This window comes from Nesterenkonia lacusekhoensis, assembly GCF_017876395.1.
Taxonomy (GTDB): Bacteria; Actinomycetota; Actinomycetes; order Actinomycetales; family Micrococcaceae; genus Nesterenkonia; species Nesterenkonia lacusekhoensis.
Map to the genome: position 1 here is coordinate 1,775,913 of NZ_JAGINX010000001.1, position 15,072 is coordinate 1,790,984.

Annotated in this window: 14 protein-coding genes; 9 read left to right on the forward strand and 5 right to left on the reverse strand. The window is 68.6% G+C overall.

What is annotated here, in order from left to right; genetic code table 11:
• Positions 1 to 10 precede the first annotated feature (10 nt).
• The 5 genes from hpf to mtrA form a co-directional block, all read right to left on the reverse strand.
• The gene (gene hpf / locus JOF45_RS08380; protein WP_245324181.1) at positions 11 to 742 is read right to left on the reverse strand and encodes a ribosome hibernation-promoting factor, HPF/YfiA family; all 732 of its coding nucleotides are present in this window, start codon (positions 740 to 742) and stop codon (positions 11 to 13) included.
• Between the two features lie 70 nt (positions 743 to 812).
• Positions 813 to 1,667, reverse strand: coding sequence for a ComF family protein (locus tag JOF45_RS08385; protein WP_210049049.1), 855 nt, complete (start codon positions 1,665 to 1,667; stop codon positions 813 to 815).
• Between the two features lie 24 nt (positions 1,668 to 1,691).
• Positions 1,692 to 3,443 carry an LpqB family beta-propeller domain-containing protein gene (locus JOF45_RS08390; protein WP_210049050.1) on the reverse strand — a complete coding sequence of 584 codons (1,752 nt, stop codon included), beginning with the start codon at positions 3,441 to 3,443 and terminating at the stop codon, positions 1,692 to 1,694.
• Positions 3,440 to 5,242, reverse strand: coding sequence for an MtrAB system histidine kinase MtrB (gene mtrB, locus JOF45_RS08395; protein WP_342591444.1), 1,803 nt, complete (start codon positions 5,240 to 5,242; stop codon positions 3,440 to 3,442). The genes JOF45_RS08390 and mtrB overlap by 4 nt, the downstream gene beginning before the upstream one ends.
• A 44-nt stretch (positions 5,243 to 5,286) precedes the next feature.
• The gene (gene mtrA, locus JOF45_RS08400) at positions 5,287 to 5,979 is read right to left on the reverse strand and encodes an MtrAB system response regulator MtrA (protein WP_210049051.1); all 693 of its coding nucleotides are present in this window, start codon (positions 5,977 to 5,979) and stop codon (positions 5,287 to 5,289) included.
• 100 nt (positions 5,980 to 6,079) lie between these two features.
• Between mtrA and JOF45_RS08405 the strand changes: the two genes are divergently transcribed.
• The 9 genes from JOF45_RS08405 to JOF45_RS08445 all read left to right on the forward strand — a co-directional run bounded on the left by JOF45_RS08405 (position 6,080) and on the right by JOF45_RS08445 (position 14,981).
• Complete coding sequence (locus JOF45_RS08405; protein ID WP_210049052.1) at positions 6,080 to 7,462, forward strand: DUF7847 domain-containing protein; 1,383 nt, start codon at positions 6,080 to 6,082, stop codon at positions 7,460 to 7,462.
• Between the two features lie 3 nt (positions 7,463 to 7,465).
• Entirely contained in the window at positions 7,466 to 8,125 is a 660-nt protein-coding gene (locus JOF45_RS08410) for a DUF4129 domain-containing protein (RefSeq protein ID WP_210049053.1), read from the forward strand.
• Entirely contained in the window at positions 8,122 to 9,375 is a 1,254-nt protein-coding gene (locus JOF45_RS08415; RefSeq protein ID WP_210049054.1) for a DUF4350 domain-containing protein, read from the forward strand. The genes JOF45_RS08410 and JOF45_RS08415 overlap by 4 nt, the downstream gene beginning before the upstream one ends.
• Positions 9,376 to 10,440, forward strand: coding sequence for an AAA family ATPase (locus JOF45_RS08420; protein ID WP_210049055.1), 1,065 nt, complete (start codon positions 9,376 to 9,378; stop codon positions 10,438 to 10,440).
• A 9-nt stretch (positions 10,441 to 10,449) separates the two neighbouring features.
• On the forward strand, positions 10,450 to 11,769 hold the full coding sequence (locus tag JOF45_RS08425; RefSeq protein ID WP_210049057.1) for a DUF58 domain-containing protein: 1,320 nt from the start codon (positions 10,450 to 10,452) through the stop codon (positions 11,767 to 11,769).
• Between the two features lie 129 nt (positions 11,770 to 11,898).
• Positions 11,899 to 12,198: an NPP1 family protein gene (locus JOF45_RS13770; protein ID WP_378578508.1), complete on the forward strand. Its 300-nt coding sequence runs from the start codon at positions 11,899 to 11,901 to the stop codon at positions 12,196 to 12,198.
• Between the two features lie 116 nt (positions 12,199 to 12,314).
• The gene (gene mnmA, locus JOF45_RS08435; protein ID WP_210049058.1) at positions 12,315 to 13,475 is read left to right on the forward strand and encodes a tRNA 2-thiouridine(34) synthase MnmA; all 1,161 of its coding nucleotides are present in this window, start codon (positions 12,315 to 12,317) and stop codon (positions 13,473 to 13,475) included.
• 40 nt (positions 13,476 to 13,515) lie between these two features.
• Entirely contained in the window at positions 13,516 to 13,908 is a 393-nt protein-coding gene (locus JOF45_RS08440; RefSeq protein ID WP_210049060.1) for a chorismate mutase, read from the forward strand.
• Positions 13,905 to 14,981 carry a uroporphyrinogen decarboxylase/cobalamine-independent methonine synthase family protein gene (locus JOF45_RS08445; protein ID WP_210049061.1) on the forward strand — a complete coding sequence of 359 codons (1,077 nt, stop codon included), beginning with the start codon at positions 13,905 to 13,907 and terminating at the stop codon, positions 14,979 to 14,981. Before JOF45_RS08440 ends, JOF45_RS08445 begins: the two co-directional genes overlap by 4 nt.
• Positions 14,982 to 15,072 lie beyond the last annotated feature (91 nt).

The window sequence follows — 15,072 nt, forward strand, 5'->3', positions numbered from 1 at the left end:
GGAATACGGATCAGGCGGCGTGCAGCGAGCCCGCCGAGACTCCGTTCTCCGAGCGGTAGTCACGTTCCTCGGTCACCGGGGCGGAGGCCTCCTTCTCCCCGTCCAGAGAGATGACGCCGTAGGTCCAGCCGCGACGGCGGTACACCGCGGAGGGCAGCCCGGTCTCCGAGTCGAGATAGAGATAGAAGTCGTGACCGACCAGCTCCATGGCGTCCACGGCGGCGTCGACGCTCATCGGTTCGGCGGGGAAGACCTTCCGGCGGATACGGATCGGGACGACGTCCTCGTCCTCGCCCTCCCATCCGGCCGGCGGCTCGTCATGGGCTTGGGCGGCGTCGAGCACCTGCTCATAGAGAGGACGATCCGTGGCCACCGGTTCCAGCCCGGCCATGGCGTGGGCGACGTCCGAGGTTCCGTTCCGCGAGGAATGTGCCTGCGACTTCTTCTTGTCACGCGCTCGGCGCAACCGTTCGGTCAGCTTGTTCATCGCCGCCTCGAAGGCGGCGAACTTCTCCTCCGCCTGTGCCTCGGAGCGGATGACCTTGCCCCGCCCGATCACAGTGAGCTCAACAGTGAGCGCTGTGTCTGCGCGGCGGTGGGAGTTCTCTCCGGTGACCTTCACCTCGAGCCGGTGCCCCTTGTCGGCGAGCTGATCGATCTTGTCGACCTTGTCCTCGACGTGCTCTTTGAAAGCCGCAGGGATCGTGACGTTCCGGCCGGTGTAGCTGACCTGCATTGACATGGTTCCTCCTCGTATCGGTCACTATCAACCGTGTTGGCAACCATGGGACCTCCAGTTGAAGACCCATACCTCACTCTAAGCCAGAACCTTGCGAAGCGTCACCACCTCGAGGAACTTCTGCCGCCGCCATCACCGCAGCCCCGCGCACCTCGGCTCCGGCCTCGGTGAGCAGCTCGTAGAGGGCATGGATCGTCGCCCCGGTGGTCAGGACGTCATCGACCAGCAGGACCTCTCGTCCAGGCAGCTCCTCCCGCCCCCGGTCGGTCACGCGGAAGGCCCCGGTGAGCCGCCGACGCCGATCCGCCAGACTGCGCCCCTTCTGGCCCTTCTGCCGACCTCCTCCGGGCAGCATCCCGACGGCGGCCGCACGCGGAGGCTGCGCCAGCATCCCTTCGGCCAGCTGCGCTCCCCGCAGCGCAGATCGTCCCTCCATCCGGCGCACCAGGTGAGGCACCGGGTCATGGCTGCGGCGCATACGAGCCTTCAGCGAAGTGGCCGGGACCAGGATCAGCGGCGCCTCTGTGCACAGCTGGCTCAGCGCCGCCTCCACGGCCCGGCCCAGGGCAGGCGCCAGCACGCGGTCCAGAGGAATCCGCTCGTGGTCTTTGAACCCGAGCATCACACGGGAGAGCAGCGTTCCGTAGGTCCCGGCGGCGATGACCGGCAGGACCCGCAGCTGATCCTCCGTCTGCCCCACCACGGGCAGGGCCGGGGCCGCAGCCTCGGCCCGGTAGGGGTCGCGGGTCAGCAGCCGGACGTCATAGGCACATTCCTCGCAGAGATCCGTCTCCTCGGCTCCGCAGCCCACACACCACGATGGGGTGAGCAGCCCCGCGGCCGCAGCGACTGCCTCACGGGTCCGCACACCGGGCCGAGAGAACCAGGCACGGTCCAGATGGTCGCGCCACGACGAACCACGCACCATCGGAACCGACTCCTTCCGGACGGATCAGCCCGGATAGGCCAGGTCGGTAGCTTCCAGCTCCTGGATCTGCCACTGCTCGCCGATGGGCAGCTGCTGAGCGCCCTGGGCCTCAGCCCAGACCTGGCTCTGGCCCTCGCCCGCGGCCACATTCTCCAGCCCGAGGATGGGCCCGTGGAGCTCCTCGCGCGTGCCGGAGAAGCGCACCAGCTCGATCTGCATGGCCGCAGGCTCCTCAGCATCCTCGTCATAGGCGCCCCAGACCACCAGCGCATCATCGCCCCAACGGACCTCATCGATCTCGTCGAGGGTCTCCATCCGCATCGGCTGACCCAGCCCCTGCGGAGTGCCCGCCGAGTCGCGGATGACACCAGCCACGTAGAGGGTGCTCTCTCCGCCGTCCTGAACCACCATGGCCGCCCGCGCCCCGTCCTGAGCGATCCGCAGCGAGGTGATGGAGCGACCCTCCAGCCAGTCGGCGCTGATCTCCGCGCTGAGCGGATCCAGCGACTCGTCATAGGCCTCAGCATGGATGGTGGCGCCGTCGTCGGTGTTGTCCGCGACCCAGGTCCAACCGTAGTTGTCCATCGAGGGCCGTGTGAGCTCCTCTCCGGAGAGCACCTGGTCCGGCTCGCGGCCGGGCCTGATGTGGTACAGCTGCTCAGCGTCGCCGTCGAGCACCGCCATGGAGTCCGGATCCGTGTTGGCCACTGCCGGCTCGCGCGGCTCGATCTCCGAGAGGTCCGGCAGGTCGGGGACGGTCATATCGCTGGTGCCTTGGGCGCGGACCAGCTCATCACCGCGCAGACCGATCGGCGTGTCCCGCACCTCGACGTCATCACCGGCCATGATCTCGAGCTCCTCGAGCTCCTCCTCCGGTTCCTCCAGCTCCCGGTGGTCCACGGTGATCTGAACGTCGTTGACGCTGTTGAGCCCGCCCAGGGCCAGCGAGAGCTGATGGTCCATGAGCTGCTGCTCCTCCGCGGAGGCGCTGCTGATGGGACCGGAGGTGAAGTCCACGACGGCGGTCCGGCCCTCCACCGGGACCGAAGAGAGCTGCAGCTCCGTCCCCTCCGGGAAGGCAGAGGTGACTGCGGGCTCCAGGTAGGGCGCCGGCCCGTCGAGCAGAGCTTCGACGATCGTGGCGGGAATGCGCCCGGGCATGTTGACGAACCACCGCTCATCCGGAACCGCGTAGGTCTGAGCGGAGTTGTAGAAGTAGAGCGTATGGGGCTGGTAGACCTGCTGGAACTCCGGGACTGCCAGGAACTTGCCCTCCGGCGCGTCCGAGATCCGCCACTCCCCCTCATACTGCTCCACGGTGAAGTCCACGGCCTCGGAGGTGTTCGGCGGAACCATGGTGCGGATGCCGTCGGCGTCGATCACCGACTCCACCGGGAACTGCACCGAATAGGAGTCCTCCCCCTCGGGCAGGATCTCGGGAGTGGAGGAGTAGACCACCGTCCGCTCCCCCGGCGACCATTCCCGGGCGGCAGCCGGAGTCAGGTACTCGCGGGCCACGGCATAGTCGTCCTGAGGTCCGACGCCGGCCTGGAGGAAGTCATCGATGAGCTGGCCCGGGTCGCTGCCCGGGACCGGCCCCTGGGCCTCCAACAGGTAGGAGCTGCCGTCGCCGGTGTCAGGGTCCGAGGTGCCCACCGGGCCGTCGGTGGGGATCATCGGGGCGCAGCCGCTGATCATCAGGGCAGCAGCGGTGCCCACGCCCAGCAGGACGCGGCGGGCGGGCCAGCTGCGCGCCTCAGGGGTGCTGCGGCTCATTCCTCTCCCTCCTTCGGCTGATAGAGCGACTGCTCGCTGATCCTGTCATGGCTGTCATCCCGCTCCACGGACTTCTGCGGAGGCAGCGGGGAGGAGATCACCATGCGGTCCTCAGCGCTGTAGGTGGGCGGCAGCGCCAGCGGCGCAGCCCGATAGGGCGCGTCCTGCCGGCGAGGCAGCACCAACCGAAAGCAGGCGCCCTGGCCCTTCTGTCCCCAAGCGTCCAGGGAACCCTGGTGCAGCCGCGTGTCCTCGGTGGCGATGGCCAGGCCGAGCCCGGATCCGCCGGTGGTGCGGGCTCGTGCTGGGTCCGCTCGCCAGAAGCGGTCGAAGACATGGGCCACCTCATGGGGAGACATCCCGATGCCGTGGTCGCGCACCCCCACCCCGACAGCGGTGGGGCTGGAGGCGATGACCAGGTCCACCGGGCGGCCCTCGGCGTGTTCGATGGCGTTGTTGACCAGGTTCCGCAGAATCCGATCGATGCGGCGCGGGTCGATCTCGGCGACGAACCCGTCCCCCTGGACCACCAGGGAGAGGGTCACATCGTTGGATTCGGCCAGCGGCTGGGCGGTGCGCAGCACCTCTTCGGCCAGTCCGCGCACATCCACCTGAGCCAGGGACAGTTCGGCGGCGCCGGCGTCGAAGCGCGACATCTCCAGCAGGTCGGCCAGCAGAGCCTCGAAGCGCTCCACCTGGTGGTGCAGCAGCTCGGCGGTGCGCTGATTGACCGGGTCGAAGTCGTCGCGGGCCTCGTGCAGCATCGTCGACGCCATGCGCACTGTGGTCAGCGGAGTGCGCAGCTCATGGGAGACGTCGGAGACGAACCGCTGCTGCATCTTCGACAGGTTGGCCAGCTGGGTGATCTGATCCTGCAGGTTGGAGGCCATGCGGTTGAACGAGATGCCCAGGCGGGCGATCTCGTCCTCACCGCGGACCACCAGGCGCTGGTCCAGCTGACCGGAGGCGATCCGTTCGGAGACTTCGGCGGCCTGGGAAATCGGTGCGACCACCGAACGCGTCACCCAGGCGGCGATGGCCATGTTCATCAGCAGCACGGCCACAGCGGCGAGGAACAGGATCCGCAGGACGAAGTTCAGCGTCTCCTGCACCGGGGAGAAGTCGTAGACGAAATAGACCGCGTAGGCATGGCCCGGAGGCAGCTGGACCTGGGTGCCGAAGGCCACGCCGGGGACGACATGGCCGCCCTCACGTTCGATGCCCACCGACTGCCAATACTGCCCAGAACCCTCGGCCACCGTGTCCACCAGCTCCTGGGAGATCACCTCATCCGGATTGTCCAGCGAAGTACGCGGATTGGCGTAGAGGTTCTCCTCCTCGGTCAGCGGAGTGAACACGAAGTCGCGCTGGACCTGGGCGACCGAGCCTTCCATCCCCTCCATCGTGTCCCGAACCAGCGTCTCGGTGCTCGTTCGGTCAGTGGTGGAGGCTCCGGCGAAGGCGTTGCGGATGTAGTCGAGGTCCTGGGTGGCCTCGATCTCGACCTGATCGAACCGCTCCTGGAAGAGGCCGGTGGTGATCTGCTGAGTCAGGAAGGCGGCCACCAGCAAGGTCCCCACCGTGGTGAGCACACCGGTGAAGGCGACCGCACGGAAGAGCAGGGAGCGGGACCAGACCCGAGGAATCCGGCGCAGCCACCGAGCCGTCCGGACGACAGGCCCCGGCCCGGGGCCGGCCTCCTCGCCGGTTTCGGGCTCACGGCCCACCTCGCCGCCGGACTCCTCAGTGCCCAGCAGCGGCGCCCGCACCGCGGGAATGGGGCCCGTGGTGGTGGCCACCGCCCGAGAGCTGGCGGCGCCGTCGCGTTCTGTCTCAGAGATGGCTAGCCCTGCCCTCCGGCCTTATAGCCGACGCCGCGGACCGTCTGGACGATCTCCGGGTTCTCCGGATCCTTCTCCACCTTGGAGCGCAGGCGCTGGACATGGACGTTCACCAGTCGGGTGTCGGCCTGATGCCGGTATCCCCACACCTCTTCGAGGAGCATCTCGCGGTTCCAGACCTGCCAGGGCTTCTTGGCCAGTGCGGTCAGCAGGTCGAACTCCAAGGGGGTCAGAGGGATCTTGGTCTCCCCGCGACGGACCTCGTGTCCGGAGACGTCGATGGTCAGATCACCGATCTGCAGCTTCTCGTTCTCCGGGCGGCCCGCCGCACCCTCGGAGGGACGCAGGCGGGCGCGCACACGGGCCACCAGCTCAGCCGGCTTGAAGGGCTTGGGCACATAGTCGTCGGCGCCGGCCTCCAGACCCCGGACCACATCGGCGGTGTCCGACTTGGCGGTCAGCATGATGATGGGAGTGTCAGCCTCATCGCGGATCTCCCGGCAGACTTCGATCCCGTCCTTGCCCGGCAGCATGAGGTCGAGCAGGACCACATCCGGCTTGGCCGAGCGGAAAGCTTCCAGAGCGGCGTCACCGGTCGCGCAGAACGTCGGTTCGAAACCATCGTTGCGCAGGACGATGCCGATCATCTCGGAGAGGGCCTCATCGTCGTCGACGACCAGAATCTGGGCTTTCATCAACTCTCCTGTTCCTCCACGGGTGCGGGCCCTCCACAGAATATATGAGAGTTGTAGAGTTGCACGGGTACGGGCGCACGGCAACAGCATTGGAGGCCCTATGACAGCAGCGGGTCAGCCTCTCTACCCCGGCGGGCGGCCGGGGACCACTGCGGCATCCCCCGGTTCGGTCTATCCGATCCGGCGGATGCAGCTCAATGACGTCTTCGGGGCCGGCTTCCGCATGCTGCGTCACTCCCCCAAGACCATGCTGGGCATCCCGCTGGCCGCCGCGCTGCTGAGCTACCTCCTCAGCCTCCTGCTCTTCCTCGTCCCCGGCAGCGACGGTATGACCCGGATGTTCCTGGATCCGATGGCCATGGAGGATCCGGAGCTGATGATGGACACCGTCGCAGCCGGTGAGTTCGTCATCCTCTCCCTGGTGACTGCTGTGCTGAGCCAGGCGCTGATCCTGATCGCAGGGGCCGCGGTGGCACTGCCCACGCTGCGCGCCGCCTACGGCTTCCGCACCGGATTCGGTCAGGCGCTGAGCCTGCGGGCCCGCCGGTTCCTGCCGCTGCTGGTCCACTACGTGGTGGTCTCCGTGCTCGGCCTCATCGCTCTGTTCCTCGTGGTCATGGCCTTGGCGCTCTTCTTCGGGTTCGTGGCCGCCGACACCCCTGCCCTCGGGGTGATCGTGGGACTTCTGGCCCTGCCGGTGCTCCTGTTCGCCATGCTGTGGGTGACCACCGCGCTGCTCTACGCCCCGGTGACCATCATGGTCGAGGACAAAGGCCCCGTCGCCGCCATCGGCCGCTCCTTCAGCCTGAACAGGGGCATGTGGTGGCCGAACATGGGCACTGTCCTGCTGCTGGGCCTGATGCTCATCGCCCTGGCCATGATCATCTCCGTGCCTTCGATGCTGCTGATGGGCCTCGGCGGCGCCTTCGCCTTCGGTGCCGAGGATCCCGCCTCAGGAGGCACCACCAGTCTTGTGGTCTTCGCGATCTCAAGCCTCCTCGACTCTGTGATGACGGCCCTGATGATGGCCCTGTGGGGCGGCATCGTCGCCACGATGTACCTGAACTGCCGATTCCGTCAGGAGGCCGCTGACGTGGCCCTGCTCGGCGCGGCTCCGCACTCGCCCGACGACGGCAGGATCATCCCAGCCTCAGTGGAGCACCTGGGCCGCCTCCAGCCTGCCGCAGGTCAGTCGGGGCCGTATGCCCCGAGCCCATACCAGCAGGGGTCCTACCAGCCGGGGTCCTACCAGCCGGACCCGGGCCAGGCTCCGTATCAGCCGGGCCCTGCTCAGCCACCCTCTGGGCAGAATCCCTACGGACAGAACCCGTACAGCCAGCCGCCGCAGGCTCAGCCGCCCTACGGCCAGAATCCGTACGGCCAGAACCCATACGGACAGAGCCCCTATGGGCAGAATCCCTACGGTCGGCCCGACGGCGGCGATGACGACGGCGGACATGACGACTTCGGCCGCCCGAGGTGATCGATGGGCTCGCCTCCTCTGGAACCCTCCCGCGATGAGGCTCAGGAGCTCCTGCGCGAAGAGCTCGCCGACCCCGAATACCAGCGGGCCTTCACGGGTCCGCTGCGGGATGCGATCGACGCCGTCCTGGCCTGGCTCGGTGACCGTGCGCTGAGCATCGGAGGCGTCCAGATCCCCTACGGGCCGCTGGTGCTCGTGGCGCTGCTGGCGGCGGCCATCGTGCTCTGCATCCTGTTGGTGAGGCCTCGCCTGCAGCGCGCCGGAGGCGTCGCGGACGAGCTGCTCAACGCGGAGACCGGTCTGAGTGCTGAGGATCTGCGGGGCCGTGCCGGAGCACACCTCGGAGCCGAGAGGTTCGACGACGCCTTCCGGGATCTCTTCCGCGCCGTGGTCCGTTCAGCCGAGGAACGGGACCTGCTCTCCGAGCAGGCCGGGCGCACCGCCTCCGAGGCGGCCCGCGCCGTCGGCGGTCTCTTCCCCGAACAGGCTGAGGCGTTGCATCGCTGCGGTGAGCTCTTCAATCTCTCCCACTACGGCGGCCGGCCTCTGTCCGCCCAGGACATGGAGCAGCTGCGCCAGCTGGAGGAGACGCTGCGCCGGACCGAGCCCAGCCTCAGCCACGGCGCAGCCCACCGTGCGGCCCGGCTGGTGGTGCCCGAATGAGCGCAGCCGACCAGCCCGCTCAGACGAGCACCGTCCGCGGCACTCTCGATGCTCTGGTTCAAACGCTGAAGCGGTGGCAGTTCTGGCTGCTCCTGCTGGTCTTCGGAGCGATCGTCACCCTCGCGGTCCAACTGATCAGCACTGAGGACACCGAACGCTACGGCCTCGAGAACACAGCTCTGGACGGCTACGCCGCGCTGGCCCGCACTCTGGAGGATCAGGGGGTCGAACTGCATCGCACCTATTCGGGCGCAGAGGCTGCCGCACAGCTGGAGGAGACTCCGGAGGCCGCCGTCGTCGTGCTGCACTCCTCGCTGCACCAGCCCAGCGATGACACAGTCGAAGAGCTGACCGAGCATGCCCAGGGGCATCCGGTGATCTGGATCAGCCCGGACGCCATGCTGCTGGCTCAGCTGGGCGACGAGCAGGCTCAGGTGCTGCCCATCAGCGAGGACCCGCAGGCGACCAGCAGCCAGACCATGCTGTTGGAGGCCGGAGAGGACTGCGCGATCGAGGCCGCGCAGAGCGCCGAGTCCCTGGAGACCACCGGGGAGGTCTTCCGCACCGATCTGAGCCGGGGCGGCAGCTGCTTCCCGCTGAGCCCGCAGCATCCAGATGCCGGATCGGCCCTGGTCGAGACCGAGCAGGGGATCCTCTTCGGAGCCCCTGATGCCTTCACCAACCGGGAGATCGTGACGCAGGGCCATGCCGCTCTGGCACTGCAGATGCTGGGTCAGCGCGAGGATCTGGTCTGGTACACCCCGTCCGGTGCCGACGCCGCCGGTGACGGACAGTGGGCCTCCCCCACGGAGCTGCTGCCTGACTGGGCCATCCCGCTGACTGTCTGGCTGCTGATCTGCGGCCTTCTGCTGATGCTGGTCCAGGGACGGCGGCACGGTCCAGTCATCGTCGAGCCTCTGCCGGTGGAGGTTCCGGCCTCCGAGGCGGCTGAGGGACGCGCCCGGATGTACCAGAACGCCGATGCGGTCCACGCCTCGGCCCGTGCGCTGCGTGCCGCGGCTCTGCTGCGCCTGGCGAGGACGCTGCGGCTGGGTCCGTCCCCCGCGGAGGCGGTCATCACAGAGGCCGCCGCCCGACACACCGGGCGCTCCGTCCACGAGACCCGGCAGCTCTTCGACATCACCCATATCCGCAGGAACACCGACCTTGTACGATTCGGGCAGCAGCTCGCCGACTTCGAGGACGACCTCCTGAAGCGGCTCGGCCATGCGCCCAGGGAAAGGAACTGAATGACCGCCGAATCCCCTCAGCCGGTCCCGCAGCAGAGCACAGCGGGAGCGCCTCCCGCCCGCACCGCATCCGTGGACTACGCCGCACCGGCGGACCATGCTGCACCGGTGGACCACGCCGCGCTGCGCGACACCTTCCACCGTGTCCGCCAGGAGGTCTCGAAGGCGGTGGTCGGACAGGACGGCGCCGTCACCGGTGTTCTGATCGGCCTTCTGACCCGCGGCCATGTGCTGCTCGAAGGCGTCCCCGGGGTGGCCAAGACGCTGCTGGTGCGCAGCATCTCCGCGGCACTGAGCCTGGACGCCAAACGAGTCCAGTTCACCCCGGACCTGATGCCAGGCGACGTGACCGGCTCGCTGGTCTATGACTCCTCCACCGGAGACTTCTCCTTCCGCGAAGGTCCGCTGTTCACCCATCTGATGCTGGCCGACGAGATCAACCGCACCCCACCCAAGACCCAGGCCTCACTGTTGGAAGCCATGGAGGAGCGGCAGGTCAGCGTGGACGGCGTCGGCCGCCAGCTCCCGGAGCCCTTTCTGGTGGCCGCTACGCAGAACCCCACCGAATATGAGGGCACCTACCCGCTGCCCGAGGCGCAGCTGGACCGCTTCCTGCTCAAGGTCAACCTGGCCCTGCCCGAGCGCGGCGAGGAGATCGAGGTCATCCGTCGCCATGCCGCCGGGTTCAACCCGTCGTCCCTGGCCGACGCCGGCATCCGACCCATCGCCGGTGCCGAGCACGTCCTGGCCGCCCGTCAGGCGGTCTGGCAGACCACAGTGGCGCCGGAGGTCATCGCCTACATCGTGGACATCGCCCGAGCCACCCGCCAGGCTCCGAGCTTCCAGCTGGGCGTCTCCCCGCGAGGCGCCACCGCTCTGATGAATGCCTCCAAAGCCTGGGCCTGGCTCTCAGGACGAGACTTCGTGACCCCCGACGACGTCAAAGCCCTCGCCCTGCCCGCACTGCGCCACCGCGTCTCCCTCTCCCCGGAGGCTTCGATGGACGGAGTCAGCGTGGACGACCTGCTCCGGGGCATCCTGACCACCGTCCCCGTGCCCCGCTGATCACGCCCCATGGTCCTGACCCGCAGACTGCTGTACACGGCGCTGGCGCTGAGCGCCGTCGTCGTGCTGGTTCCGCGCGCCGCCACGATCTGGCTGTGCCTGCTGGGACTGGCGCTGCTGGCGCTGACCGACCTCCTGCTCGCGGGTTCCCCACGAGCGGTGCGGGTGGAACGCATCCCCACCGAAGCGGTCCGGCTGGAGCACGCGGCCGCAGCGGAGACCGTTCTGCACAACACGGGGTCCCGGCGGCTGCGCGGGTCGGTCAAAGACGGATGGCAGCCCACAGCCGGTGCGGCGGAACCCATCCATGCCGCAGACATCCCCGGCGGCTCGGAGCAGCGGATCCGCACTGCTCTGATGCCGCAGCGTCGCGGCGAGCTGAGCAGCCGGCACGTGGCGATCCGTTCGGTGGGGCCGCTGGGGATGGCCGGGCGTCAGGTCACCCACGAGGTGGCCCACACTCTGCGTGTGCTGCCGCCGTTCCGGTCCCGGAAGCATCTGCCCTCCAAGCTGCAGCGGCTGCGTGAGCTGGACGGACAGACCGCTGTGCAGCTGCGCGGCGCCGGCACCGAGTTCGACTCGCTGCGCGACTATGTGCGCGGTGACGACATCCGTTCCATCGACTGGCGAGCCACGGCTCGCAAACGCGGCACCGCCGGCCACACCGGTCATGGCTCCGACCTGGTCGTGCGGACCTGGCGGCCCGAACGCGACCGGCGTGTGGTGCTGTGTCTGGACTCCTCCCGGACCTCCGCGGCGCGGGTGGAGGACGAACCGCGCCTGGACACCGGCATGGAGGCCGCCCTGCTGCTGGGTGTGCTCGCCGACGGGGCCGGCGACCGAGTGGACTTCTTCAGCTTCGACCGCACCACCGGTCCACGCGTGCGCTCCACCGCCGGGGCTCTGCTGAACCAGATGGTCAACGCCATGTCAGGGATCCAGCCCGAACTGGTGGAGGCCGACTATTCGCGCCTTCCCGCCCATGTGAAGGCCCTGACCTCCCAACGCTCTCTGGTGGTGATGCTCACCTCTCTGGATTCCGGCGCCCTGGAGGAGGGGCTGCTTCCGGTGCTGCCGGCGCTGACCGAGAAGCACCTGGTGCTCGTGGCCTCCGTCCGGGACCCGGACCTGGACCGGCGAGCCGCGGCGCGCGGCACTGTGGAGGACACCTACCGGGCCGCCGCGGCAGAACGCTCGCTCATCGAGCGGGAGGCGATGAAGACTCAGCTGGGATCGCTCGGGGTCGAAGTGGTGGATGCCGCGCCCCATGACCTGCCGCCCCAGCTGGCTGATGCCTACATCCGCCTCAAGGCCACCGGACGTCTCTGATCAGGCGCTGAGACGCCTTCATCCGCTCAACCTTCAACGGCCGTTCGCGGCCTGCCCGCCTGCTCGTCACCTCCCTGCGATGACCTGAGCACTGTTGATCCGGACGCCGCGGATCCGCAGATCACCCAGCTGTCCTACTACCAGCACGGCGAGGCGCGGGCCGTCGAGCCCGACAGCAGCAACACGGCACCCGACGGACGGCCCCAGGCGGCCTACTTCCACACCTGGCCGCTGAACCACACCGTCTGGCTCAGCAGCACCCAAGGCGGGGAGCAGCCTCTGATCGGCTGGCAGGACCTCACGGACGAGGCTCGGCACGCCCTCAACGAGGGCGACTTCGGCGCGGGCAACGTGGGCTTCAACGACCATCTCTTCGAATCTTACCTCGCGCGGGCCTGGGAAGGCCGCGGGCACGAGGACGACGTCTGAGCGGGTTCCGTCCAGAGGTGCCACGGCGTCTTCATCGGTGGCACGGCGTCGGCGCCCCTGTGATCCGGGCGATAGCCCTCTGAAACCGGAAGCCCGGCTGTGAGAACCTGGAGGGTATGAAGGTTCTAGCAGCGATGTCCGGCGGCGTGGACTCTGCCGTCGCAGCAGCCCGCGCCGTGGACGCCGGCCACGAGGTGGTGGGCGTGCACCTGGCGCTCTCGCGCATGCCCGGAACCCTGCGGACCGGCTCACGCGGATGCTGCACCATCGAGGACTCCTCGGACGCCTGGCGCGCCTGCGAGAAGCTGGGCATCCCCTTCTACGTGTGGGACTTCTCGGAACGCTTCAAAGCCGATGTGGTCGATGACTTCATCGCCGAGTATCAGGCCGGACGCACCCCGAATCCCTGCATGCGCTGCAACGAGAAGATCAAGTTCGAGGCGCTGCTGGACAAGGCCATCGCGCTGGGCTTCGACGCCGTGGCCACGGGCCACTACGCCACCATCCTGACCGACGCCGACGGCAACCGCGAGCTGCACCGGGCCGCCACCTGGACCAAGGACCAGTCCTATGTCCTGGGCGTGCTCAACGAGCAGCAGCTGGCCCACTGCTACTTCCCGCTGGGCGACACCCCCTCGAAGGACCTGGTGCGTGCCGAGGCCGAGGAGCGCGGACTCTCCGTGGCGAAGAAGCCCGACTCCCACGACATCTGCTTCATCCCCGACGGCGACACCCGAGGCTGGCTGGCCGAGCAGATCGAGATGACCAACGGGCCCATCCTGGACCAGGACGGCGAACAGATCGGTGAGCATGAGGGGTCCGAGGCCTACACCGTCGGCCAGCGCCGCGGACTGAAGCTGGGACGTCCGGCCCCGGACGGCAAGCCGCGCTTCGTCCTGGAGATCCGCCCCAAGGAGAACACGGTGGTGGCCGGGCCCCGGGAGCTGCTGGACATCGACCGGATCACCGGCATCCGCGTCTCCTGGGCGGGGCTGCCCGTGGCAGAGGCGAGCACCGGGGACTGGTTCGACATCGACCTCCAGATCCGCGCCCACGCGGACCCCGTCCCGGCGCGCGCCCGCGTGGAGCAGGACGATGCGGAGGGACCGGCCGGACAGCACGCAGGGGAGGCCGGTTCGCCCCGTCTGGTGGTGGAGCTGGAGGAGCCGCTGAAGGGTGTGGCTCCGGGCCAGACCGCGGTGATGTATCAGGGCACCCGTGTGCTGGGTCAGGCCACGATCGACACCGCCCGCTCGAAGAACTACCAGCCCGCCTGAGCAGGCGGAATCGGCGGCGATGAGTCGGTAGGCTGGAGTCATGAGCTCGAGCGAAGAACGTGCCGGCGATGCCGCCTCATATGTGGAGCCCGCGGTGTTCGAGGAGCTGCTGTCCATGCGCTCCTCGATCGACAACATCGATGCCACGCTGGTGTATCTGCTGGCTGAGCGGTTCAAGGCCACCCAGCGGGTCGGTGTGCTCAAGGCCGCCCACCAGCTGCCGCCGGCGGACCCGGCCCGGGAGAAGAACCAGATCGCTCGTCTGAAGCGCCTGGCCGAGGACGCCCAGCTGGACCCGGAGTTCGCGGAGAAGTTCCTGAACTTCATCATCGAAGAGGTCATCCGCCACCACCAGGCGATCTCCGCCTCCGCACAGACCTCCGGGCACAGCCCAGCACAGAACCCCGCGCAGAACCCCGACGCCGACCGATGAGCCTGCGTGCCGCCGCGGCCGGGACCTTCCCCGGCACCGATCTCCGCCGTGCCGCGGAGCTGCTCAGCGCCGAGACGCCGGCCCCTCATCTGACTGCGCTGCCGGAGCTGCCTCAGCGAGGACACCATGCCACGCTGCTGGGCCGTGCCATCGCGCAGCTCTCCGAGCTCTACGGCGAGCTGACCTCCTACGGGTGGCGGCTGACCCAGCGCCCGGGGGCTGACCACCAGCGCGCCGCGCAGCTGCTGCGCGCCGATGTGGACACACTGGCCGATGTGCGCGGCGAGCGGGCTGAGACCCACGGTGAGGACTCCTCTGCGCTGAAGCTGGAGATCCTGGGTCCGGTCAGTCTGGCCGCCCAGCTGGCCCTGCCCTCCGGTGAGAAGGTGCTGGTGGACCATGGGGCTCGCCGCGACCTGGCCGAGTCCATGGCCGCGGGACTGACCTCCCATGTGGAGCATGTGCGCCGGGCCTGCACCGCTCAGACGCTGAGCGTGGTGCTCTGCGAGACCCACTACGGCCGGGTCCGCCGCGGCGAGGTGCCCACTGTCAGCGGCTACCGGACCATCCGTTCCCTGCCCCGGGATGAGACCCGGATGATGATCGGCGTCGTCGTGGAGGCGCTGCGCGCCGCCGGCGCCGATGAGGTCATCCTGGACCTGGGCGAGGCTCCGCAGAGTGAGCATGTCGAAGACTTCCGTGGTCGCGAGGCCTCCCGAGTGGAAGGCTTCGGGCTGCCGGTCACCAGCCTGGGCGGCGAGGCCTGGGAACAGGTGGCCGAGCTGACCGAGTCCGGTACGCAGTGGCTGGCCGGGGTGCTGAGGTCACATGAGACCGGGCGGGAGACGCTGCCGCAGGTCAGCTCCCTGGCTGCGCGGCTCATCGAGCCCTGGCAGGCCCTGGGCATGCCGGCGTCGTCGCTGGAGTCCTTCCTGCTGACCACCTTCTGCGGAGCCGACCGCGAGCGCCCTGCTGGGCCCCGAGCTGCGGGCCTCGATGAGGCTTCGACGCTGCGCACGCTGACCCGCGTGCTCGGCACCGCCGAGGCTCTGACCGAGCAGATCAACAGCTGAGGAAGCTGGGCGGACGGGGCGACTCAGGTGACTCTGGCGGCAGATCTCTACCAGGTTGACGACATCTCAGACGCCGTAAGTCAGGTGAGAT